The 21,842-nt window shown below is 34.8% G+C and carries 20 protein-coding genes; all 20 read right to left on the bottom strand.

All coding sequences use genetic code 11. The annotated features are described in order from the left end of the window. Positions 1 to 47 precede the first annotated feature (47 nt). Positions 48 to 437 carry a PilZ domain-containing protein gene (locus MHH87_RS03285; RefSeq protein WP_340747906.1) on the bottom strand — a complete coding sequence of 130 codons (390 nt, stop codon included), beginning with the start codon at positions 435 to 437 and terminating at the stop codon, positions 48 to 50. Positions 438 to 742: 305 nt separating this feature from the next. Then, positions 743 to 1,147, bottom strand: a complete 405-nt coding sequence (gene fliS / locus MHH87_RS03280; protein ID WP_340747905.1) for a flagellar export chaperone FliS — start codon at positions 1,145 to 1,147, stop codon at positions 743 to 745. A 102-nt stretch (positions 1,148 to 1,249) separates the two neighbouring features. Further along, the gene (locus tag MHH87_RS03275) at positions 1,250 to 1,609 is read right to left on the bottom strand and encodes a flagellar protein FliT (RefSeq protein ID WP_340747904.1); all 360 of its coding nucleotides are present in this window, start codon (positions 1,607 to 1,609) and stop codon (positions 1,250 to 1,252) included. A 32-nt stretch (positions 1,610 to 1,641) separates the two neighbouring features. Continuing rightward, the gene (gene fliD / locus MHH87_RS03270) at positions 1,642 to 3,825 is read right to left on the bottom strand and encodes a flagellar filament capping protein FliD (RefSeq protein WP_340747903.1); all 2,184 of its coding nucleotides are present in this window, start codon (positions 3,823 to 3,825) and stop codon (positions 1,642 to 1,644) included. A 28-nt stretch (positions 3,826 to 3,853) separates the two neighbouring features. After that, positions 3,854 to 4,264 carry a flagellar protein FlaG gene (locus tag MHH87_RS03265; protein ID WP_340747902.1) on the bottom strand — a complete coding sequence of 137 codons (411 nt, stop codon included), beginning with the start codon at positions 4,262 to 4,264 and terminating at the stop codon, positions 3,854 to 3,856. A gap of 304 nt (positions 4,265 to 4,568) precedes the next feature. Further along, positions 4,569 to 6,251 carry a phospho-sugar mutase gene (locus MHH87_RS03260; protein WP_340747901.1) on the bottom strand — a complete coding sequence of 561 codons (1,683 nt, stop codon included), beginning with the start codon at positions 6,249 to 6,251 and terminating at the stop codon, positions 4,569 to 4,571. 114 nt (positions 6,252 to 6,365) lie between these two features. After that, on the bottom strand, positions 6,366 to 6,608 hold the full coding sequence (locus MHH87_RS03255) for a hypothetical protein (protein WP_340747900.1): 243 nt from the start codon (positions 6,606 to 6,608) through the stop codon (positions 6,366 to 6,368). A 72-nt stretch (positions 6,609 to 6,680) separates the two neighbouring features. Beyond that, positions 6,681 to 7,037, bottom strand: a complete 357-nt coding sequence (locus MHH87_RS03250) for a hypothetical protein (RefSeq protein ID WP_340747899.1) — start codon at positions 7,035 to 7,037, stop codon at positions 6,681 to 6,683. A 336-nt stretch (positions 7,038 to 7,373) separates the two neighbouring features. Next, a complete protein-coding gene (locus MHH87_RS03245) occupies positions 7,374 to 8,459 on the bottom strand; it encodes a DUF2920 family protein (RefSeq protein WP_340747898.1) in 1,086 nt (361 codons plus the stop codon). A 30-nt stretch (positions 8,460 to 8,489) separates the two neighbouring features. After that, positions 8,490 to 9,533 carry a pseudaminic acid synthase gene (pseI, locus tag MHH87_RS03240; protein WP_340747897.1) on the bottom strand — a complete coding sequence of 348 codons (1,044 nt, stop codon included), beginning with the start codon at positions 9,531 to 9,533 and terminating at the stop codon, positions 8,490 to 8,492. Next, the gene (locus MHH87_RS03235) at positions 9,523 to 10,107 is read right to left on the bottom strand and encodes a formyltransferase family protein (protein WP_340747896.1); all 585 of its coding nucleotides are present in this window, start codon (positions 10,105 to 10,107) and stop codon (positions 9,523 to 9,525) included. Before MHH87_RS03235 ends, pseI begins: the two co-directional genes overlap by 11 nt. Before the next feature lie 12 nt (positions 10,108 to 10,119). Then, a complete protein-coding gene (pseG, locus tag MHH87_RS03230) occupies positions 10,120 to 11,142 on the bottom strand; it encodes a UDP-2,4-diacetamido-2,4,6-trideoxy-beta-L-altropyranose hydrolase (protein WP_340747895.1) in 1,023 nt (340 codons plus the stop codon). 17 nt (positions 11,143 to 11,159) lie between these two features. After that, positions 11,160 to 11,804 carry a class I SAM-dependent methyltransferase gene (locus MHH87_RS03225; protein ID WP_340747894.1) on the bottom strand — a complete coding sequence of 215 codons (645 nt, stop codon included), beginning with the start codon at positions 11,802 to 11,804 and terminating at the stop codon, positions 11,160 to 11,162. Positions 11,805 to 12,015: 211 nt separating this feature from the next. Next, entirely contained in the window at positions 12,016 to 13,305 is a 1,290-nt protein-coding gene (locus MHH87_RS03220; RefSeq protein WP_340747893.1) for an aminotransferase class III-fold pyridoxal phosphate-dependent enzyme, read from the bottom strand. 29 nt (positions 13,306 to 13,334) lie between these two features. Continuing rightward, a complete protein-coding gene (locus MHH87_RS03215; RefSeq protein WP_340747892.1) occupies positions 13,335 to 14,084 on the bottom strand; it encodes a glycosyltransferase family protein in 750 nt (249 codons plus the stop codon). A 4-nt stretch (positions 14,085 to 14,088) separates the two neighbouring features. Then, complete coding sequence (locus MHH87_RS03210; RefSeq protein ID WP_340747891.1) at positions 14,089 to 14,970, bottom strand: aldo/keto reductase; 882 nt, start codon at positions 14,968 to 14,970, stop codon at positions 14,089 to 14,091. Between the two features lie 14 nt (positions 14,971 to 14,984). Continuing rightward, the gene (gene pseC / locus MHH87_RS03205; protein ID WP_340747890.1) at positions 14,985 to 16,142 is read right to left on the bottom strand and encodes a UDP-4-amino-4,6-dideoxy-N-acetyl-beta-L-altrosamine transaminase; all 1,158 of its coding nucleotides are present in this window, start codon (positions 16,140 to 16,142) and stop codon (positions 14,985 to 14,987) included. Positions 16,143 to 16,176: 34 nt separating this feature from the next. Then, positions 16,177 to 17,148, bottom strand: coding sequence for a UDP-N-acetylglucosamine 4,6-dehydratase (inverting) (gene pseB, locus MHH87_RS03200; RefSeq protein ID WP_340747889.1), 972 nt, complete (start codon positions 17,146 to 17,148; stop codon positions 16,177 to 16,179). A gap of 48 nt (positions 17,149 to 17,196) precedes the next feature. Beyond that, positions 17,197 to 19,977, bottom strand: coding sequence for a motility associated factor glycosyltransferase family protein (locus MHH87_RS03195; RefSeq protein ID WP_340747888.1), 2,781 nt, complete (start codon positions 19,975 to 19,977; stop codon positions 17,197 to 17,199). Between the two features lie 113 nt (positions 19,978 to 20,090). Beyond that, a complete protein-coding gene (locus tag MHH87_RS03190) occupies positions 20,091 to 21,725 on the bottom strand; it encodes a flagellin N-terminal helical domain-containing protein (RefSeq protein WP_340747887.1) in 1,635 nt (544 codons plus the stop codon). Positions 21,726 to 21,842: the final 117 nt, after the last annotated feature.

Here is a 21,842-nt window from a genome sequence, read left to right as displayed (position 1 = left end):
TCATTAAGAAATGTTTTTCAAATATCGACAATAAACAACAAAAGTAGTTATTTACCAACTTTCCCACGCTTGATTTCTTTTTTGCGACGCATTTTAAGCTCACTTATAATTAATCCTTCAATAAGTGGTTGATTGTCAAAAATCAGTCCGTAATGTTTGCCGCGGCCATAGGGTCTTGACCAAACGATTTCACCAACTGCCCGAATTGTTGTTACATCTAAAACAAAAATAACTTCTAGTTGTAGCAGCTTATTCATATGTTCACCAATATCTACTTCCGTAAACATTTTTATGCCTCTTGGACTTATATCTAAAATTTGGCAAGGATTAATCGATTGTTCAATATCAACTGGCTTTCCGTTTACGAGTATTACAAAATTTGCTGGTACCGGTTCACCAAAAGCAAAGCGAAAACCCTCTTTACGTTTAAACAGCATATCATTTCCTCCAGCTTGCATAGTTATTTAGCCATCTAACATTATTATCCATTAAATAACATCTATATGTCTATCTACTTACTCCCTATTTATACCATTTAATTAATTGAGATTTCTGATTCATTATAACTAAATCCACTTATTAAATTCATTAAATTAATATTAGAATGCCACAACACGCCCTAAATAGGGAGAATTGGTGTCGTTACTTATGTAGATGGAAAAGTTATACTTTCTTAAATACCAAAAAATACAAATAAAAAAAGACTTACAATTTAGTATAAAATGTAAGTCTTAAAAAATACTTAAATTTGTTGAGTATTACCATATTGTTTTTGACGTGTAATACGTAGAACTTCCTTCCATGTGTCACGGAATTCCGATACTAAACCTTCAACTTCTACAATAATGGCTACATCATTTTTTAAGTTCGCTTCAATTAAGCGTCGGTTAATATACTCATATAGAGGCATCATTTGCTTAGAAATTTCCATATCCATATTTAGTGTTGACATGAGTTCAGCAATAATTGCTTGTGACTTTTGTAGATTTAAGTTTTTCTCTTGTATATCTTGCTCTTCAATCGCCTTTTTCGCTTTTGTTAAAAACTTCAAACAGCCATTGTATAGCATTAATGTTAGCTCACCTGGCGATGCTGTCGTAACACTATTTTGTTTATAAGCATTAAATGCGGAAGTTTGTGCTGCCAATAGTTAGACACTCCTTTTGAAGCTGATGTTGTTAGCCTAATTGTACCCGAGTATTTAAGAAGAAGTGTAGTTAAATATGACATTTTTTCAAAACATATATAATTACTTCTTCTTGTCGTAATACATGCCGTCCATTACGCGGACGTCTGAGTATGGATTCATATACTGTTTTTCATTTTTCTTTTGGTTTTGTAAGTCTTTCATATCATGCTTTACTGCATCCATTACTTTTGACAAACGTTCGCGTATTCCTTTATCTAGCTCTACTAGCGTAGTATGAGCACGATTCGTAGTATCTACCAGAAAGCCTTCTTCACGAAGCATATATATAATACCCTCGCGTTCATCAAGCATTATATTGATAGTTTCGATATATGCATCACGTTGATCACTGTGTGGAATTTCTGATAGATGCTGATATAGTCTAGCTGATACTTGTAACAACTGTTGGACTTGACTCATTCATATTCTCTCCAGCTCTTATCTAATTTCTATTATGCCGTTGTGAAGAAACTAGATTGTTCATTTGCTTTACTAATCGCTTTTTCCATAGCAGTAAACTGTTTCCAGTAACGAGATTCAATGTTTTCTAGCTTTAGTTTCCAAGTGTCAATACGTTTGTCCATATCAACCAAATTTTTTCCGATTGAGTATTGGCTATCCGTCATTGTTGTACGGCCAGCTTTTGCATCTATTTTTTTTGTAAGGTCCGACATTGTATCTCGTAATCTATATATTACACCACGTGTATCCGTGCCATCAGCTTTCTTTTCCCCTGATTGAGTTAGCGTATTGATCACTCGATCTGGATCATCACTTAATGATTTACGAAGTTTCGTTTCATCAATGATTAATTTACCACCGTCATTATAAGAACTAGACGTTGTAATTCCCATTTCTGCCATTGTATCAAGAATATTATCACCTAAACCATTAACACGACCACCAAGTGCACTACGCATGTCACTTAAGCCTTGTCGTAACATGGAATCGCTTCGTAAAAGCCCGCTCTTTGCTTTTTCATCCCACAGTTTTTGTTCATGTTCAGACATTTCTTTGCGCTGTTCGTCTGTTAAAGGCGCGTAAGAACGATATTTTGTTTCCTTTAACTGTTCGTTAATGCCACCAATGAATTCATTGTACTTCGTAACAAATTCTTTAATTTTATCGACCATATGACTAATATCGTTTGTTGAAGATACAGACACTGAACTATCGGAAAATTCACCATTTAAAGTAATCTCATATCCTGAGACATTTATTAAATTAGAATTACTTTTCATCTCTATTCCATTGATCGTATATTCAGCATCTTGACCTTGCGTAGATGCTAAGTCGAATGCCGTATTAGCAACGCCTTTAGCAGCTCCTGTCGCGGTATCACCCGCTGCCTTTAATCCTAACGCATTAAGAAACTCATTGGCACTACCATCATTGATTACTTGAATTCCACTTGTACTACTATCTTTAACTGCTCCAGAATTATTTGCACCAATCGTTAGTTTTCCATTGGAGAATAGGGCTGTAATACCAACACCTGAAGTATTTAATTGCTTCATCAAAGAGTCAATCGTATCCGTATTACTGTAAGCAATTTTCGTTTCTTTTGTTTCACCATTTGCTTGTATGACATTAAATGTCACTGAACCATTTTCAAGACCTAGTTCTCCTAATAGTGTACTGCCAGTTGGAGCTGCTCCTGCTCCTGCTGCTACGAACTGAGTAGAGCTGACTGGTGCCGTTGAACTTATACCCAGTTTTTGGAAAGCTACAAACGTACTGTCATCAGCAGCTGTTACCGTCTGTCCAACGGTTGTGGAGGCAATCGAAAATTGCTTTGTCTTTTCATCAAAAGTTGCTTTGACACCACTATCCGCGGCATTTAGTTTTGTTAAAAACGTTTCAATTGTATCTTCAGCATCAATTGCAAAAGTTTTCTCTGTACCCCCTACATCTAATTTAAAGTCGCCGGCACTAATGCCAAGAGCGCTTAACTTAGTGTCCTTTGTTGTTGTGTCTGCAAGACTTTTTGATGAAGGTAAGAAACCGATTTTCGCCAACTCACCAGCGCTATCCGCATCAGCGATTGTATAATCAGCCCCAGCAATTGTAAATTTCCCTGTTTTCTCATCGTAAGCTGATTTTGATAGTCCTGCAGCTTTTAAATTACCGATAAAAGTGTCAATTGTATCTGATGCATCAAATGAAATAGTTTTCTCCTCAACAGTTCCCGATGCATTAGTTACACTTAACTTAAAAGAGCCGCTAGCAGAAGCACCAAATTTATCTAAAGTATCTGCCCCTTTTGCCAAGCGGTGAGTTGTATTACTAACTGTAGCAACTCCTGTTTTTGCATTTGTTGCCAATTTTTTTACTGCTTGAATATCTAAATTCCCCGTTGCTCCAGCACCTGCATTCACAGTCACTTTACTACTATTTGTCCCAGTAATACTCGGAGTCTTTTTTCTGAAATTACTTGCTAATAACAGATTATCAAAAGTATGATCACTAAATGTTTTCATCTTCGTGTTAACCGAACGATACGCATCCCGTTGCCATTCTGCAGTTTGCTTTTTTTGATATAACTTATTTAACGGTGTTTTTTCGGCTGCCATTAATTTTGCGACCATACTATCAATATCCATCCCTGATGCCAAACCACCAATACGATTTACCATAATCAAATACCTCCTTTAAAAATTAGTGTTAAATTTTTTCGTCTACAATCATTCCAGCAAGCTTTTGCATTTCATAAAATGCATCGAGTAATCGCTCTGGTGGAATTTCTTTAATCAGCTCATCTGTATCTGCATCGACTAAACGTACATAATATTTATCTAGTCCTTCATGTAATACAAACTTAGAATTCTTTTTCTCCGTATGGATAAATTCATTAATTGAAGCAACTGCTTCTTCTAGCTTGTCCTTTGTTACTTGATCACTACGAGATACAGAATTTGTTTTAGACTGTTCTGGTGAGTTCTCTAATTTCACTTCATCTTTTTTTACTAGAGTCGAAACTTTTGAATCTTCCATTTGCGTTACCGTCGAATTATTTTTCAGAGGTAACGAACTCATTTTCATCGTAGCTTCTGTATTTTGCGAAGTAATACGCATAACAGTGCCTCCGTTCTAGAAATTAATGTTATTACCCTTACTATCGGATTGTTTTTTCTATTATTAAAGAAGATATCAGAAAATCAAGTAAAAATAACTTACTACTTTACAAGAAGGATCGAATAAACGCTACTGTTTTTTAATCCCTAATACAACCGTGCTAAGCGCACAAAAAAATGCAGGTGCGATATTTCTCTCGCCCTGCGTTTTTAATATTTCATCGCCTGTGCCTAGTCCTCTACGCTCAATTGTAAAAGCCAAGTTGTTTTTATCGCATTGATTTAAATAAGATTGGTCCAGATAGTTAGACTATATCCAATTCCTTTAAATTCCTAACAAGTTGATCACATCTTTTTTCCGATGCCACAATAGAATCTGTACAAACCCCAATATAAAATTTGCACTTCGGTTCTGTTCCAGATGGACGCACACAAATCCACGTGCCGTCTGCCAAAATAAATTTTAATACATCGGCTTTCGGTAATGTGAGCTGCTCCACACCGTTAGCAAGACTTGTTTGATAATCTTCAACTCGCACGACTTCTACATTGTTAAACTGCTTCGGTGGATTATCTCGGAAACTTTTCATAATCGATGCAATTTTTTGCTGTCCTTCGATGCCTTCGAACGTTAACGATAATAAGGACTCTTGATAATGACCGTATTGTTTGTATAAGTTGTCTAACGCATCTAGTAACGTTTTGCCTTGCTCCTTATAATACGCAGCCATTTCCGCTGTAAGTAGCGCGATTTGCACTGCATCTTTGTCGCGCACAAAGTCCCCAGCTAAATAACCGTAGCTTTCCTCGTAGCCGAACATAAAGGTATGGCTACCGGTTGCTTCAAACTCCGCGATTTGTTCTGCGATAAATTTGAAACCTGTTAACGTATTGATTGTAGTTACGCCAAATGAATGCGCAATCGCTGCACCTAACTCAGACGTCACAATCGTTTTTAACATCGCCGCATTGTTTGGTAAAGTACCGTGTTCTTTGTGCGTAGATAAAATGTAATGAAGCAACAGTGCCCCAAGCTGGTTACCTGTTAATAGTTTATATTCCTCACCATTTCGAACCGCTACACCAAGACGATCCGCATCTGGATCAGTCCCAAGAAGGAGTTCTGCTTCGACTTGCTGACCAAGTTCAATCGCCATGGCAAATGTTGCAGATTCTTCTGGATTCGGATAAGTAACTGTTGGGAATTCACCGTCCTGCTTCGCTTGCTCCGCCACAATATGAACATTCGAAAATCCGAATTGCTCAAGTCCTCGCTTTGTTGGTACTAAGCCCGCACCGTGTAGTGGCGTGTAGACAATCGAAACATCTTTTTTTACAGATGGGCGAAGTTGTAGTTTCATTAACGCTTGCGCATAAACATCATCAATCTTGTCTAAAATCTCAACGCAGTGCCCTGAAGCAAGTAGTTCTTCTTTTGATAACGCTGCAATCCCAAATAAATCTTCCACCGCAGTCATATGGTTCACAATTTCATCCGCAAACAGTGGTGTTAGCTGCGCTCCGTCCTCACCGTACACTTTAAAACCGTTGTACTGCTTCGGATTATGGCTCGCCGTAATGACCACACCCGCAAATGCCGCTAAATATCGAACTGCAAAGCTTAACTCGGGCGTTGGGCGGCTTTCCGTAAACACATAGCTTTGAATGCCATGTGCCGCTAGCACGCCTGCAGTCTCATATGCAAATTCTTGAGAGAAATGGCGCGTGTCGTACGCAATGACGACTCCGCGTATTTTCGCTACTTCGCCTTGCACTTCAATTTGTCGCGCAAGCCCTTCTGCCACAAGACGAATCGTATGGGTATTCATGCGATTCGAACCTACACCAAGCTTACCGCGCATACCGCCTGTACCGAATGGAACTGTTTGATAGAAACGATCGGTGATTTCGGATTCGCTATTTTCAATTGCTTGTAATTCCTCTCGGTAATTGGATTTTTCTAACCACTGTTTGAATTGTTCGTTCATATATTTGTCACTACCTCTTCTATTAATTGCTCAAGCATTAAATAACTGGCTCGTCAAACGGACTTACCTCTAGCAAGCCCTAAATAGTAACAGAAGTTTTGATGTAGAGCTTCATTAATTCACAACTTCAACATACAATTGTTGTTCCAAAAAGTTTATTCTAAGTTTCAACTTAGTCAATTGACGATTTGACTCCTCAATTTCATCCGGTGCAAACTCAGATTGAAGAACGTCTTCAGCTATTGCTTTCATTTGTTTTAGTACATTGTCTATCTCATCTAGAATAATATTTTTTTCTTTACACCATTCAAGCTGTTCTTCAAGAAATTTTCTTCGTTCTCGCTCATCTTGATCCATAGTATTCCTTTCCAAACAAAAAAATACTTATGTATATACCCTAATACAAGAATGCCCATATTTGTCTGCTTATCAGTTTTTTATCTTTTCAAACGTCCATTCTGTAGCACTTTCAAACATCGGAGCAATTTCATATTCAAATAAATCAGCAACTGTAACAAAATCACCAATTTCTAACGCTTGATTTACTTCATTTAACATGTCTAACACTTCATTCATTCGACTATTTACGCGAAAGAAGTTTTCAGACATATGCTGCTCAACAGATACAAGCCACGCAATTCCTTCACTCAAATTCGCAATCACTTCAAATGCTTCTGCCTGTTTACCTCCACGCAAGTAGTCGGCAATTTGTTGGCAACCGCCTTTTACTTTCACTACATAGTCATAATATGATTGTTGTGTTTCTACTAATAACTCGTTTTTCATAATAAATTCCTCCAAAAGTACATTGTCTTTTATTCTATTATATCGGTTGACAATTGCTTTTATATAGCATTGTTATTGATCCCCGGAAATACCGAGTAAAATATATACACAAATATTTTAGGGAAGGACAACAGTTGCTTTTCCCCATGTATAAATGGGCCAATTGTACAAGAGTCTTTCCAAAAATAGTAATGATGATTGAATAAGTTTACTACAACATATCCCGATTATGAGAATACTTTTCATTCACTAAAATTCAAAATAAAACCAGCTCTCCATATAAACGGAATTGCTGGTTTTGGGGAAGTGAAAAACTTTCTCTAATTTCGCTATAATTCAATCAACAAACTGAAATAAAGGTAAACCATAACTATAATCTACATGTATTTTCGTTTTCGAACTAACAACATCATATTGTATACGTTTTTTATTTTTATTAAGATGAGTAGATTTTTGACTAAATACATAATCAACCAGTTGTATAAAATCTGCATCTAAACCATGATTCGTTGATTTAAAAATAATGCCGTCTACTTTTTTGCTGTCAATCACTTCAAATTTAACATAGTTCAATTTACTTAAGCTACTTCGTTTATCTTGTACATTTACTAAATTATCAGTCGTACCAATACAAGAATAAATATAAGCGCCATTTTTAAAACGCTTGTATAACTCATGTAAAGATAACGCCTTTTTATCCTCTATAATATTTTTTGCTATGTAGTCGAATTCAATACATAATGTTGCATTATTTAGTTGTTTATAAAGCCAACGATTAGAGTATAAATAAACAGGTGATACCCACGCAGCATTATCAATAATTTGAGAAAACAAATGCGGGACTAATCGATTACAAAGATGCAATAAATAGGCTCCTTGGGATTGACCAAACCCTATTACTCGATTTTCATCGTATGCTAATACATTTTCCTTTAGAATAATTTGGATTGCTTCAATAGATGTGATAACATCTATTGCCTGCATATAACCCATATCTACAAACTCTTCCGTACTTTCACCTAACTTCGCAAGCACAGGGAAATTCACGGTTTTATTTGATAATAACGGTATAAAATCAGCAAAATTATTTTTAATTTGTTTAATTTCTTCCTCTAAAAATATATTTGCTAGTGATGAATATCCATCTTTCAACGTAAACTCTTCCGTACTCTGCATAAATTGGCTACCAAAATACTCGCACTGAACAGTAACCATATTATATAAATCAGCAAACTGTTCACGCATTTTTTTATATACATTCGAATCAATATGACCTCCAAAGCCCGGTACAAAAACAAAAATACCTGTCTCTGCATTAGTTCCTTTTTCAGGAATTGCAAAATCAATTCGTAAATTCCTTTCATTTTGTCCATTGTATATATTATGGTGTGCTGGAATATTGATACTTTCAGTTATAGCCATCGTCTCACCTCTTAAATTTTTTCAAGAACTTTATATTAGCAGTTTCCAATTAAGTGGTGTACCTCTTACAATATCCGTTTTTGCTTTCTTACCTAGAACACTTTCAATATACTTAGGCTCTAATCCGTAGCCCGGTCGAACAATTTTCACATTATCGTTTGTAAAAAAATCACCTGCTCTAAGATCCTCTGAAACATAAAGTGACCGACGGAATTTTAATGATGATTTTTCCTTTTCAGTAGGACCATATTTAACCTTACCAATTGCCTGCCATGCCCGTTTAGTTTCTTCTACTAGTGACTGCATTTCTGTTGGCTCCATTGAAAAAGCAGAGTCGACGCCACCATCAGCACGATTTAGTGTAAAATGCTTTTCAATTACGGTAGCACCTAATGCAACTGCAGCAACAGAAACGCCCGTCCCCATCGTGTGATCTGATAAGCCAACCTGTACATCAAATAACTCTCGCATATGTGGGATTGTAGAGATATTCGTATTTTCAGGTGTAGCAGGATACGTACTCGTACATTTCAGTAATATCAAATCCTTACATCCCGCTGCTTTTGCTGTAGTTACTAATTCGTAAAGTTCTGCAACTGTAGCCATACCAGTTGATACAATCATAGGTTTCCCAGTTGAAGCAACTTTTTTAATCAATGGTAAATCGGTATTCTCGAATGAAGCAATCTTATATAATGGCACCTCAAGGTACTCTAAAAAATCAACAGCTGTATCATCAAAAGGTGTACTAAACGCAATCATACCTAATTCCTTCGCACGATCAAAAATTGGCTTATGCCATTCCCATGGTGTATAGGCTTCTCCATATAATTCATACAATGACTTACCTTCCCACAAACTGTCTTCATCACGAATCATAAAATCTTCAGTTTCAATATTGAGTGTTAGTGTATCAGCTGTATAGGTTTGAATTTTTAATGCATGAGCTCCTGCTTTAGCTGCGGCATCAACAATTTCTAACGCACGTTCTAATGATTGATTATGATTTCCAGACATTTCTGCGATAATAAATGGCTGTGTTGAATTCGTTAATAACGACGTTTCAAATTTCATTTTTTGGCCTCAATTCATTCAGTTTTGAAACAGGTGTATCCCAACCGTTTGTTAATAAATGTTCATATTTCTTTTTATCCTTAATAAAATGTATATTTCCTATCTCAAAATTTTGAGGGACTGCTTCAAAATTCCCTATTCGAATATTTGACCAATTCTCAAAAAAGAGTTTTTCAAGTTCATTAGAAAGGATAGCATAACTTTGGCGAAGAGTTATATTATGTGAGAAAGTTACTTCTTTTTGTACAATAATTGGTCCAGTATCAATACCTCCATCGATTAAATGAACAGTTACCCCTTTTTTAGTATTTTCTAAAAAACTCCAAAAGTTAGGATCTGCCCCTCGATTCCAAGGTAAATATGAAATATGAAGATTAACAATTCTATTCTTCATAAATCCAATTAATTCTTTAGATATAATATGTCTATACCCATAGCTTACTATCAATTCAATAGAATGTTTTTTTAAAAATTCAATTGTTATACGTTCTTCAGTTTGAATTATATTATCTGAAAAACTCTTTAAATTGTTAAAAAAATTAGAACTTAACGGACCCAAATACAAAATATTCATCTATACCATACCTCAATTAATAATAAAATTATGCATATTCAAAATACTATTTTCAATACATTTAGGTGAATATAGTATATACTCTAAAAAATCACTAATCATATAAGGACAAACCTCACTATAATGAGTTAAATAGAAGCACAGCTGTTTGAAATGAACAGCTTTCGCAATTTCAATTTGATTATCAGCAACTGTAATAACAATACTTGGTAATTGTAAATAAATACGCTCCCAGGTTGTCGCACCGCCTGCACCGATAGCTAAATCAGCTCTTGCCATTAACTCTGCCATGTTATTAATTTGACCCTGATATGAAACTCCAGTTATTTCAGTACATAAAGCTTCAATCACTTCTTTTTTAGGATTAGTATTGCCAACAACAACATCTGCTTTTAATCGATACTTTTGCACCAGTGGCTTAATAGCTCGAAGTACCTTTTCTGTTTCATTTGTAGGATCACTCCCACCAAAGAAAATAAATAGTCTCTCTACTTTTCCATTAAAAGGCTTAATGTACTTTCTTGCCTCTTTGAATTCCTCACGTAAAAGGACATGCTGTGGCCCCAGTAACAACTTTGCATGCGATGGTACTAATCCATTATACCGTGACCCCATATTCAAATAATAATTTTGGTCTAGCAGTAAATCACAATCATGTGGGCGATTCGCTAAATCATCAATGACCATAACTTCCTTTGTAAAAGGACGAATTTGTTTTTCCCACTTTTCATCTAATGAATAATGATCAACCACAACTTGCTGAACATTAAATTTACGTAAAATCTCGATAGTTTGTGTAGCATCTATTTGCCACTCTATTTTTGCATAAACCCATAATGATAATTCTACGGCAGGTAGCGTATAAACTTCAAAACCATTATCCTTTATTAATTGAATACAGTCCCCTTTAGCTCTACGACAAATAAAGGAAACTTCTTTACCTTCTTTTTTTATTCTGTTTGCTAGTGTTAAGCAGCGCATCAAATGCCCTGTTCCAAGTTCTACTGAAGCATCTACTCTAATAAATATATTCATCTTTAGATACCTTTTCTTTATATTAAGGAATATGCTCCACTATGATCTTTGTATAAAACTACTGAACTAACCCTTTCATTTATGTCATCAACAAAAAGGTCCGAATTATGGGAGTAACAACATTTATCCGCAAGAACAAAATGAGGATATGTTAGAAATAATTGCGAATAATCCATTTTAAATGTTTTCACTCCTTCAAAATGACTATACTCTCTCGTTTGTGGTATTTTAACATCAAAATCTGTTATTCCTAAATATCCTTTATTCTTAAGAACTCTATCTGCTTCTGCAACAACTTTAGAAATTAAATCCCTATCAATCAAATAAAAACAAAATCCAAATATTACGAAGTCAAAAAATTCATCTTCAAAATTCAAATTATCTGCTGTACCTATATTTAAAATAATTCCAGGAAATTTTTTACTCCCTATTTCAACGGCTTCAGAAGAAGGATCTATTCCAAAAAATTCACAATTATATCTTTGTCTTAGGAAATCTAATTTTGTGCCATTAGAACATCCAATTTCTAAGATTTTTTTTCCATCAGAAAGAAATTTCGAATAAAAATTCATTTCAATTTCATTGACTAATTTCATATTATTTCTCAAATACCACTTATCACCTTCAGATTCAAGAAATATTTCTTTTTGAAAATTCCTCATAATTTCCTCCTTTAATTCTTTTCCCCTTATACATATTTAAATATACAGGAAGGAACCTACATCTCTTTTGTAGTTAGATTATTCAGAAATTAAACCCGTGGATAGTAGAGGTGCATACTTTAGACTCAGTCAAAACGTAAGCACCTCAACTGTGCTATGCTGCAATAGCATAAGGTAATAAAAACTCCAGAAAATCTATTAAGGGTCAAATTTACCTTACTTTAAATAATGGAACTAGAGGTTCGCAATCTAAATATTTTAATAGAGAATTTGATTCTAAATATAAAGCTAACTTCTCCAAAATTTCATCATATGCAGTAAATAACTGATTTAAATCCGCTTCTGAGTGAGCATAGCTAATATTGTGCGTACCATAAGCTAAAATTCCTCTTTTAAACATTTCCTGCATATAGAATGTTTTAATTTCATAACTAGAATAATGTTCAGTATCCTTAATATTTAAAAACGACCAACTTGGATGTCCAGAAACTGATAACACATCAGTTAATTTATATTGATCGATTATCTTAGAAACAGTTTCTATTACTTTAATACCTTTTTGTTTAATAGCTTCTAAAACGGGTTCTCTTTGTAATTTATTCATAGTTGCAAGTGCTGCCGCTAATGATAGCGTTTCACCTCCAAATGTAAAAGAATAGAAAACTTCCTCCATTAAAATCATAATTTCCTTTTTACCTGTTATAGCTGATAAAGGAAATCCATTAGTTAATCCCTTGCCAAAAGTGGCTAAATCAGGTATTGTTCCGAAGTATTCTTGAGCTCCTCCATTTGCAAATCTAAATCCTGTAATCATTTCATCAAAAATTAATATGGCATCATTTTGGTGCGTTATAGTTTTAACCTCTTCTAAAAATCCTGGCTCTGGCTCCTTAACATTCATTGGTTCTATAATCACTGCTGCAATTTGATTTGGATATTTTTCAAATAACTTTTGTAATGAATTCAAATTATTATATTCAAATGTTAATGTCAATTCTTTAACGGCATCAGGCACCCCTAAATCCTTAGTTGTAGAGCCAATATACCAATCTTGCCATCCATGGTAACCACACACAGCTATATATTGTCTACTTGTATAGGCACGTGCTAGTCTAACAGCACCTGCTGTAGCGTCAGAACCATTTTTACCAAAACGAACCATTTCCGCGCAAGGTACCATTTCTATTATTTTTTCAGCTACTTCTGTTTCAAGTGAATGGGACAAAGAAAAAATAGAACCGTTTTCTAATTGATTTTTGACAGCAAGATTAACTTCTGAATTATTATATCCCAGAGTAATTGCCGCCTGACTATTTATAAAATCAATGTACTTATTTCCATCAACATCATATAAATATGCTCCTTCACCACGGCTAGCAAAGTAAGGCGAAACACCGTACGGCAACTGAGTAATACTTTTGCTATATGTTTGAGCACCAAGTGGAATAGATTTTTTTGCTCTCTCTAAAATTAATTCTGACTGTTCGTATGTTCTAGACATTCAATCCAACTTCTTTCTATAAGCGATATCTATTTTTCTCGTTGAAGCGATTTTGTCAACCCTTCATTTCTCGTAAAAATTGCATTCACTTTTTGTAATTCTTTGTAATCCTCTAAAAAATGTAATATATCATGCATATTGAAATTCGGATTTTCCGGAAATAAATTCTCATAAATTCTACATACTAATTCATAGTCTTCCTGCTCATCCACCGTCCATCTATGGAGGGATAAATCTACTGTATTTACTACATTTTCTCTCTTAAATAGATACGGATTCTCATTAACATATAAAGTTACATGCTCCTTTAATGATGGTCGATTAGCCTCATTATATATTTTTTCAAGTGCATTTACTGTAAACACTTCCGTATCTAAACCATCTGGGAACGTAGGTGGAATAATGTTACTTGTATAATCATTTCCATTATTTAAATGACATTCAATAACCTTATCAATAATATCTGGATCAATTAGAGGACAGTCACCCGTCAGACGTATGATATTATCTGGTTGGTATTTAATTGAAATTTTATAAAAACGATCTAATACGTTTTCCAAACTCCCACGATAACATAGAATGTTATTTTCTTTACACATAAATGCTATCTCATCATCCTCCACTTCTGTTGTTGTTGCTACGATTAAAGCATCAATTCCATTACTTCTCTTAATTCGTTCTATTTGTCTAAGAAGCATGGGTTTACCCAATAATAGCTTCATAACTTTACCAGGCAGCCTACTTGATGACATGCGTGCTTGAAGAATAGCTAAATTCATCTCTTCATCCCCATTTTCTAGGATCTATAATATTTTCATTAACTACAGCATAATTAGAATAATCAATTCTAAAAGAATTATCATTGTTAATCCTTTTATAGGCTAGTAATATTTCCTTTAACTGCAGCAAATTATTTACTCCAATTACAGCATAATCAATCTCTGATATCTCATTAATATAGTTTAATGCACCTTCTATTTTTGTCATACCAATTAAATGTAAATCATTATAATATTGAGCGAGATATTTATTGACACTCTTAAATCGACTTTCCAGTTTAAAGGAATCTGTTAAAAGTAAACCTTGTAAAAAAATTGAACGAGCATGAATCTCAATACCCTTATCACTTAACTCAGATAGTGTTCCATCTTTTATCAACCTTTGATCTAAGACGTTAACTGGAATCTGAACCATATCCCATTTATACCGATTGAATAGATCTGTGATTTCTGATTTTTCATATATAGATACACCAATTTTTTGAACAATTCCTCTTTCTTTAAAATCGAGCATTTTTTCGTATAATTTATCTGAACCTTCTTTATACATATCTTTTGTTTGATGCACAAATAAGCCATATAATGAATCTACATTTAAATTTTCTAAAGATTGATAAAATACTTCCTCAATTTCCTCAATATCACTTTTCGCAATTACCTCATTTTTAATATATGGGGTTTTGGTAATAACATCAAAGTCATTTAAGGAATTCCCTCCCAATACCTTTTCACTATCACCATATGAAGGAGCAGTGTCTAAAAGTACTATACCTTGTTCATGTGAAAATCTTAAAATACTCTCTATTTCTTGAAAGGAGGTCTTTCCTTCTGAATTGGTAATGCCATAATCCATTCCAAATTGAACTGTTCCCAATGCAAGTTTCATTTAGACTAATTCCTTTATATTGAATAATATTGAATAACTTCTTTTACTGCTTTAATAACATCTTTTATATCTTGTTCAACCATTGCCGGAAATAATGGCAATGTAATAATACCTTCGTACAATGCCTCGGCTTTTGGAAGGATTTCCTTATTATAACCGATATTTTTATACGCACTTAACTTATGTACAGGAATATAATGAACATTTACTCCGATATTTTTATTCTGAAGAGTATCAAAAATCACCTTTCGTGTAACCTTTAACTTTTCTAACCTTAATTGAATAATATATAAATGCCAGCTGGAATCACATTCAGTACTTTGATATGGTGTAATGATTCCATCTATATCAGCAAATGCTTCATTATATTGCTTAACAATTTCTTTGCGCCTTTCCACAAAGCCTTCTAATTTCAACATCTGACTAACACCGAGTGCTGCCTGAATATCTGTCATGCGGTAATTATAACCTAAAAACTGCATGTCATAGTACCATGCTCCTTCTGTTTTAGTCATTTTATCTTTATCTCTTGTGATCCCATGTGAACGGAACTGCTGCAATTTTTGATAATATTCCTCATTGTTCGTCGATATAATGCCACCTTCACCAGTAGTAATATGCTTGACTGGATGGAAGCTAAACATTGTCATATCACTAAGTGCACCAATTTTCCGCCCCTTATATGAAGCACCTAATGCATGTGCAGCGTCTTCAATAACTACTAGATGAAACTCATTTGCTAACTGGTGAATGGCATCTAGATCAACAGGTTGTCCAGTAAAATGCACAGGGATGATAGCTTTTGTTTTTGCAGTAATTTTTTTCTCCACCTCAATGGGATCGATATTGTATGTTTTTTCATCAATATCTGCAAATACAATAGTTCCGCCTACATAACGCACGCAGTTTGCACTTGCTGCAAATGTCATCGGTGTTGTAATAACTTCATCACCCTCGCCAATCCCAGCGGCAAAACAAGCACCATGTAAAGCCGCAGTTCCATTCGAAAAAGCTACAGAATATTTTGACCCTACATAATTTGAAAACTTCTCTTCAAATTTTTGAATTGCAGGACCTGTTGTTAAATAATCACTTTTCAACACATTTACTACTGCTTCTATATCGGCATCATCTAGCCATTGCTTGCCATATGGTAAATTGGAATCTCTCATCGTATGTTCTCCTTAAAAAAAATGTAGTCAGTGACTACATTTCTTCAACTAAATCTTTTAATTGTTCAATCGTTAACCAGTCAGTATTATTATCACTTGTATAAGTAAATCCCTCTGGTAATTGCTTACCGCCTCTTAAATTTGTATTTGTCCACCAAGAAAACTCCGGTTGAATCACATAATGATCATCATATTCAACCGTATGACGTGCATCATCTTCCATAATCATTGCCTCATGTAATTTTTCACCAGGACGAATACCGATAATTTCAATTTCACATTTCGGCGCAATAGCTTTTGCTAAGTCTGTTACATTCATACTTGGAATTTTAGGTATAAAAATCTCTCCACCTTGCATCCGCTCTAAATTATCAAGCACGAATTGTACACCTTGTTCTAGGGTAATCCAGAAACGTGTCATACGATCATCTGTAATCGGTACCTTACCTGTATCTTTAATTTTTTTAAAGAAAGGTACTACACTTCCTCGACTACCTACTACATTTCCATAACGCACTACGGCAAATTTTGTATTCTTGTCACCTACATAGGAATTAGCAGCGACAAATAACTTATCAGAGGCAAGTTTTGTAGCTCCGTATAAATTGACAGGGCTACATGCCTTATCCGTTGAAAGAGCAACAACTTTCTTAACACCACGGTCAATCGCAGCTTCTATAATATTTTGTGCACCGTTAATATTTGTTTTCACTGCCTCAAATGGATTATATTCACATGCTTCAACATGTTTCATTGCAGCAGCATGAATCACAAAATCAACCCCATCAAATGCACGATATAATCGATCTTTATCACGTACATCACCAATAAAGAAGCGCATGCGTTCGTCTCTGAATTCTTGTTTCATTTCATATTGTTTCAGCTCATCACGGCTAAATACAATAATTTTTTTCACACCCAACTTAAGAGCTTTTCGGATGAATTTTTTCCCGAAAGAACCTGTACCGCCTGTTACTAATATTGTTTTATTTTCTAATGCATTCAATAATATTCACTCTCTCTTTATATACATTAATTATAACAAAAACATATTTTATATACTGTAGATCACCAATTTAGGTCTATAACCAGTCATTTTCATCGCCTCAGAAGATAAGTTAATTGTCCTGTGTTCTAAACCATCATCCATGTTAATGGACCCATCATCACCTAGATAACTACCTCGAAGAAGGAATTGTTCTTTGTCAGTCTTATCAACATCCTCCACCCAGCTTGCTGAAAAAGAATCGGCATTCCATTGTAGATTATTATTTCTAATATTTTGCTTTGATGCTAAATATTGATCCCACTCGCTTTTCTCCAAGTCTACAGAACTAGTCAATAAAGAAATTCCAGCTTTGTTACTACACAATATAATTTCCTTATCCACTATGGCAGTTTTACTTATTCTATTTTGTAATACTCGGTCTGCAATCAATATCTTTTCTCCATTACTATCATTGACCATAATGAAATAAAAATCCCCATTTGGATTTGACAATGTGCTAGATGATAAATATTCTCCGCTTTCTTCTCCTGCCCTCGTAAACTCACCAAGGGTATTAAAACTAGCTTCATAATGACAGCGAATGCATTTACCTACTACTAATTCCCCTATTTTTTCTACTTCATGTATATGATAAGCTCGATTTTCATTGTTAACTCGGATGCCTAGTAAATTGAAATGCACTTCATTTGATAAAATTTCTACTGTCACCTCATGCATTCCTTCTGAAAGCTTTGAAGTTTCAAATAAAATTTGTTGGTGGAATGTAGTGAACTTCTCATCAATATACTCAAAAACAGAAACTAATTTTTCTTGTCGGTCAATTGTTATTTTTAATTTTAATGTAGATTTCACAGCATTTGTACCTAATAGTTGTAAGGCAGTGCCTGTAAATTTGAAGTGAAATATTGCACCAGACTGTGTAGTTTCTGCACTTGCACCATAGCTAACTATCTCACCCTTAGGCTCCTTTCGCAGGAACGACTTTTTCTTCCAATCTCCTTCATAATGTACAACACCACATATCGATTCGTAATATTTCCACCGCTCCTTATTTTCGATTTGTGGTAATAGCTGTAGTTGTATAACCGGATTGATACTCCGGTAAATATCTAAAGTAATCAGCATATATTCACGGTAAATTTTAATAACTTTCTTTATTTTTTCACTATTATCACTCATTCGTTGACATAATGTTAAATTCGAATAAATACGTTCTGTATGTACACTCATTATCGGAGAAAAAATAAGCTCAAACAGCAGGTTTTTCGTTAATTTACCTAATAATTTATACATTTTATCCAACAATTGATTAATTTGCTTGCCATTTGTAGAGTCATGTTTTTTTTCAAGTCTCTCTAATATATCCATCATATCATTATATAATAATCGATACTCAACAGAGGCTTTTTTCATCTTTTCGACCAATTTAGTATTTACTATTTTTGTAGGTTGCTCTAACTGCTCCCACCATTTTGTTAGTACTGCTTTATCAGTTAGCTCCGTATCAATCACTTCTTTTAAGGATTGAAATACTGTGCCTTCAATTTTTGCCCCTCCTTGTGTCGTATTAACTATCTTTAGGTTTGACATTTGTTGAATATAAAACTCCATTTCACGACGCATTTGATTAAACCCTTGCTCAGTTTGTACTTGTCCACCATGTACATCCTCTACATAAAATGTCTCACCTAATTCGATTTTTTGCAATATGCTATCAATATAACGCTTGTCATCATATGTTTTAATTCCTTTTGCATAAAATGCATCTTTCTTATAGGCGAAGTTTTGTCCAACTAATATAACTTGGCTCACATTTAGTTTTGCTACTAATTGCAATGTTACATTTGAAATTGTCCCAGAATCATTGATAGTTTCAAAAAGTTCATCATGTAAGAACAGCGAAAATTTATCCCTATTCATTACCATATGTATTTTAGGTCCTGGAAACATTGGTACAGTTTCATGCCCTACAGTTGTTCCAAAAATAAGAGGTATATCTTTTATATTTTGCTTAACTAGCTCCATAAATACTGTATAATTGTCATCCCCTGGATCATAGGACAACACAGCATCAGGGTAAATACTTTGCTTAATTAACACTTCATTTGCTGATCCAACAGTAAAAATAAAAGCTAAACCTCGATCTTTAATATAACGCAAATTGTCTATTTCCTCAGAAAGCGATGGACCTGCAGCTACTAATACTATTGGTTTCCCTTTAAAAGGATTATTCGATTGAGCTAAAATATTCGGTGTATTTAAAGTCCATTGCGCATTCATAATCATATTAATGACCCAGCGATCATTAAATACTAGCTTTGTCTGTGTATTGAATCGTGTATCCTGAATAAACTGCTGAAAAATATCTGAAAATTGTTTAAATTGACCTTGAGCTATTTTCCCATATACAGGATGAATTAATATTACTATACGCTGTGCAAAATATGGTTTAAATTGAGTCAAGTTTTTTATTATATCATCTTCTGTGTATTCTATATATTGATTAACAATATCGACCACGTTGACACCAATTTTTTTTGCATTTTCTGCAAATACTTTGTGTACATTTGCAATTGGTTCATATGTCGAAATCATTTTTTCTGGATAGCGCTCCTGAGTTATTTTTACATGATAGCCTAAGCCAACGCCATAGAAAAATATATGGTCAGCTTGTTCGATTTGTTCTGCATAAGAATCGATTAATCGCTCCGCTTCAGCTATTGGATTGTATTTACTATGTATTGGCAGCATATGCCCCTCATGCTCTACTTGAATAATTGGGAGATTTATCTTACTATCCAACATCTCTATTTTTTTTTCGATCACTGATAAAACCCCCTACTTCATTTGTTATCTACTCATTATATCGGTTACCATTTACTTTTATATAGAAAAAACCTTCCGAAAAATATCGGAAGGTTTTGGAAGGAGCACACGTATTAACCTAATAATTGTAGTACACCTTGTGGTTGTTGGTTAGCCTGAGCTAACATAGATTGAGCAGCTTGCGTTAGGATGTTATTTTTAGTGAATTCCATCATTTCTTTTGCCATATCAACATCACGGATACGAGATTCAGCAGCTGTTAGGTTTTCTGAAGTCGCACCTAAGTTGTTGATAGTGTGCTCAAGACGGTTTTGTACCGCACCAAGGCTTGCACGTTGGTCAGAAACTTTTGCAATTGCTTTATCTAATGTTTCAAGTGCATTTTGAGCACCAGCAGCTGATGATACATTAACCCCTGTCACACCCAATGATGCAGAACGCATATCAGCAATACCAAATGTTAAAGATTGATTTTTATTAGCACCAATTTGTAGTGTCATACCACCATTTCCAGAAGCAGATGTTTGAGCATCTGTTAAGCCTAAATCTTTTACTGCTGTTTTACCTGTTTTATCGCTGATTTTTACAGGACCTGTTTCACTCGTAATTTCAAAACGTCCATCATCCGTTACATTTACTTTCACTTTCGCTATATAGCCAGGGTCACCAGCTTGTGTTGCTCCTGCACTCGTATTCGCCCCTGAAATAGCACCATTAATAGCAGACTCAAGAAGCGCTGCACCTGATGCCATCGACATACCAGTAGTAATACCCGAACCCAGTTGAGCTGTCATTGTTGCGCCGTTAATTTCAACAGTAAACTTTTCACCTGAAGCTACTGTTGAACCATTATAGTTAGTCGTACCAGCTGTAGAAGTACCCGTTGCTGCAGCTGAACCTAATGCGTGTCCCACGATACCACCAGCAGTCACTGTAATTTCAGAATCAATACCTTCCGAACCACTCTCAAGAACTAAATTACCAGAACCATCGATATAGCCAGAAATTTTTTCTACTGGTCCACCTTGAGCATCAATCGCTTCATTAATTTTGTTCACAATTAACTCGGCTGCTTTGCCACGAGAAGTAGCATCAGTGCCGACACCTGTCAGTGTATTTTTTTCATCTTGCGTTAAAGAACCCCAATTTACTTTAATATCTGTACCATCGATTTTAATTGTTTCTTCTTTAAATTCCGCACTTCCACCACTTAATATATTTAGTCCAGAAGTAATAGTACCACTACCTGTAACATTACCGTTCGTTAATTTCGCTACTTGAGCACCAATTGTTTGGTTTTGACCTACTGATACACCACCAGCAGACTTCAAGTTACCGTCTAATAATTTTTGTGTATTAAACTCAGTTGTGTTACCGATACGGTCGATTTCGTCTTTAAGGTTTGAAACTTCTTTTTGGATTGCGTCACGGTCTGCAGCTGTGTTTGTTCCGTTTGCAGATTGGTCAGCTAGTTCACGCATACGTTGTAGGATTGAGTGAGTTTCGCTTAGTGCACCCTCAGCAGTTTGGATTAAAGAGATACCATCTTGTGAGTTTTTTGTAGCCATATCAAGACCACGTACTTGAGAACGCATTTTTTCAGAGATTACTAGACCTGCAGCGTCATCGCCAGCACGGTTGATTTTGAAACCTGAAGATAATTTTTCAAGATTTTTTGCAGATTGTGTTTGGTTGGCACCTAAGTTACGGTGCGTGTTTAATGCCGCGATATTGTGTTGAATTCTCATTTGGAATTCCTCCTTGAATTTGTTTTTTAATCCACGTCCTTGTGGAATGTTCGGAGAAAAAAGTTACCTTCACTCTCTTTACAATTTATATATCGTATCTAGTTTTGATTGTTTAAT

The organism is Solibacillus sp. FSL H8-0538, assembly GCF_038003525.1.
In the GTDB taxonomy this organism is placed as follows: domain Bacteria; phylum Bacillota; class Bacilli; order Bacillales_A; family Planococcaceae; genus JBBOPI01.
This window is presented reverse-complemented; position numbering and strand designations above follow the sequence as displayed.

Coding starts and splice junctions, on each gene's coding strand:
- MHH87_RS03285 (WP_340747906.1), bottom strand. CDS start 437: ATGCTGTTTAAACGTAAAGAGGGTTTTCGCTTTGCTTTTGGTGAACCG.
- MHH87_RS03275 (WP_340747904.1), bottom strand. CDS start 1,609: ATGAGTCAAGTCCAACAGTTGTTACAAGTATCAGCTAGACTATATCAG.
- fliD (WP_340747903.1), bottom strand. CDS start 3,825: ATGGTAAATCGTATTGGTGGTTTGGCATCAGGGATGGATATTGATAGT.
- MHH87_RS03265 (WP_340747902.1), bottom strand. CDS start 4,264: ATGCGTATTACTTCGCAAAATACAGAAGCTACGATGAAAATGAGTTCG.
- MHH87_RS03260 (WP_340747901.1), bottom strand. CDS start 6,251: ATGAACGAACAATTCAAACAGTGGTTAGAAAAATCCAATTACCGAGAG.
- MHH87_RS03255 (WP_340747900.1), bottom strand. CDS start 6,608: ATGGATCAAGATGAGCGAGAACGAAGAAAATTTCTTGAAGAACAGCTT.
- MHH87_RS03250 (WP_340747899.1), bottom strand. CDS start 7,037: ATGAAAAACGAGTTATTAGTAGAAACACAACAATCATATTATGACTAT.
- MHH87_RS03245 (WP_340747898.1), bottom strand. CDS start 8,459: ATGGCTATAACTGAAAGTATCAATATTCCAGCACACCATAATATATAC.
- pseI (WP_340747897.1), bottom strand. CDS start 9,533: ATGAAATTTGAAACGTCGTTATTAACGAATTCAACACAGCCATTTATT.
- MHH87_RS03235 (WP_340747896.1), bottom strand. CDS start 10,107: ATGAATATTTTGTATTTGGGTCCGTTAAGTTCTAATTTTTTTAACAAT.
- pseG (WP_340747895.1), bottom strand. CDS start 11,142: ATGAATATATTTATTAGAGTAGATGCTTCAGTAGAACTTGGAACAGGG.
- MHH87_RS03225 (WP_340747894.1), bottom strand. CDS start 11,804: ATGAGGAATTTTCAAAAAGAAATATTTCTTGAATCTGAAGGTGATAAG.
- MHH87_RS03220 (WP_340747893.1), bottom strand. CDS start 13,305: ATGTCTAGAACATACGAACAGTCAGAATTAATTTTAGAGAGAGCAAAA.
- MHH87_RS03215 (WP_340747892.1), bottom strand. CDS start 14,084: ATGAATTTAGCTATTCTTCAAGCACGCATGTCATCAAGTAGGCTGCCT.
- MHH87_RS03210 (WP_340747891.1), bottom strand. CDS start 14,970: ATGAAACTTGCATTGGGAACAGTTCAATTTGGAATGGATTATGGCATT.
- pseC (WP_340747890.1), bottom strand. CDS start 16,142: ATGAGAGATTCCAATTTACCATATGGCAAGCAATGGCTAGATGATGCC.
- MHH87_RS03190 (WP_340747887.1), bottom strand. CDS start 21,725: ATGAGAATTCAACACAATATCGCGGCATTAAACACGCACCGTAACTTA.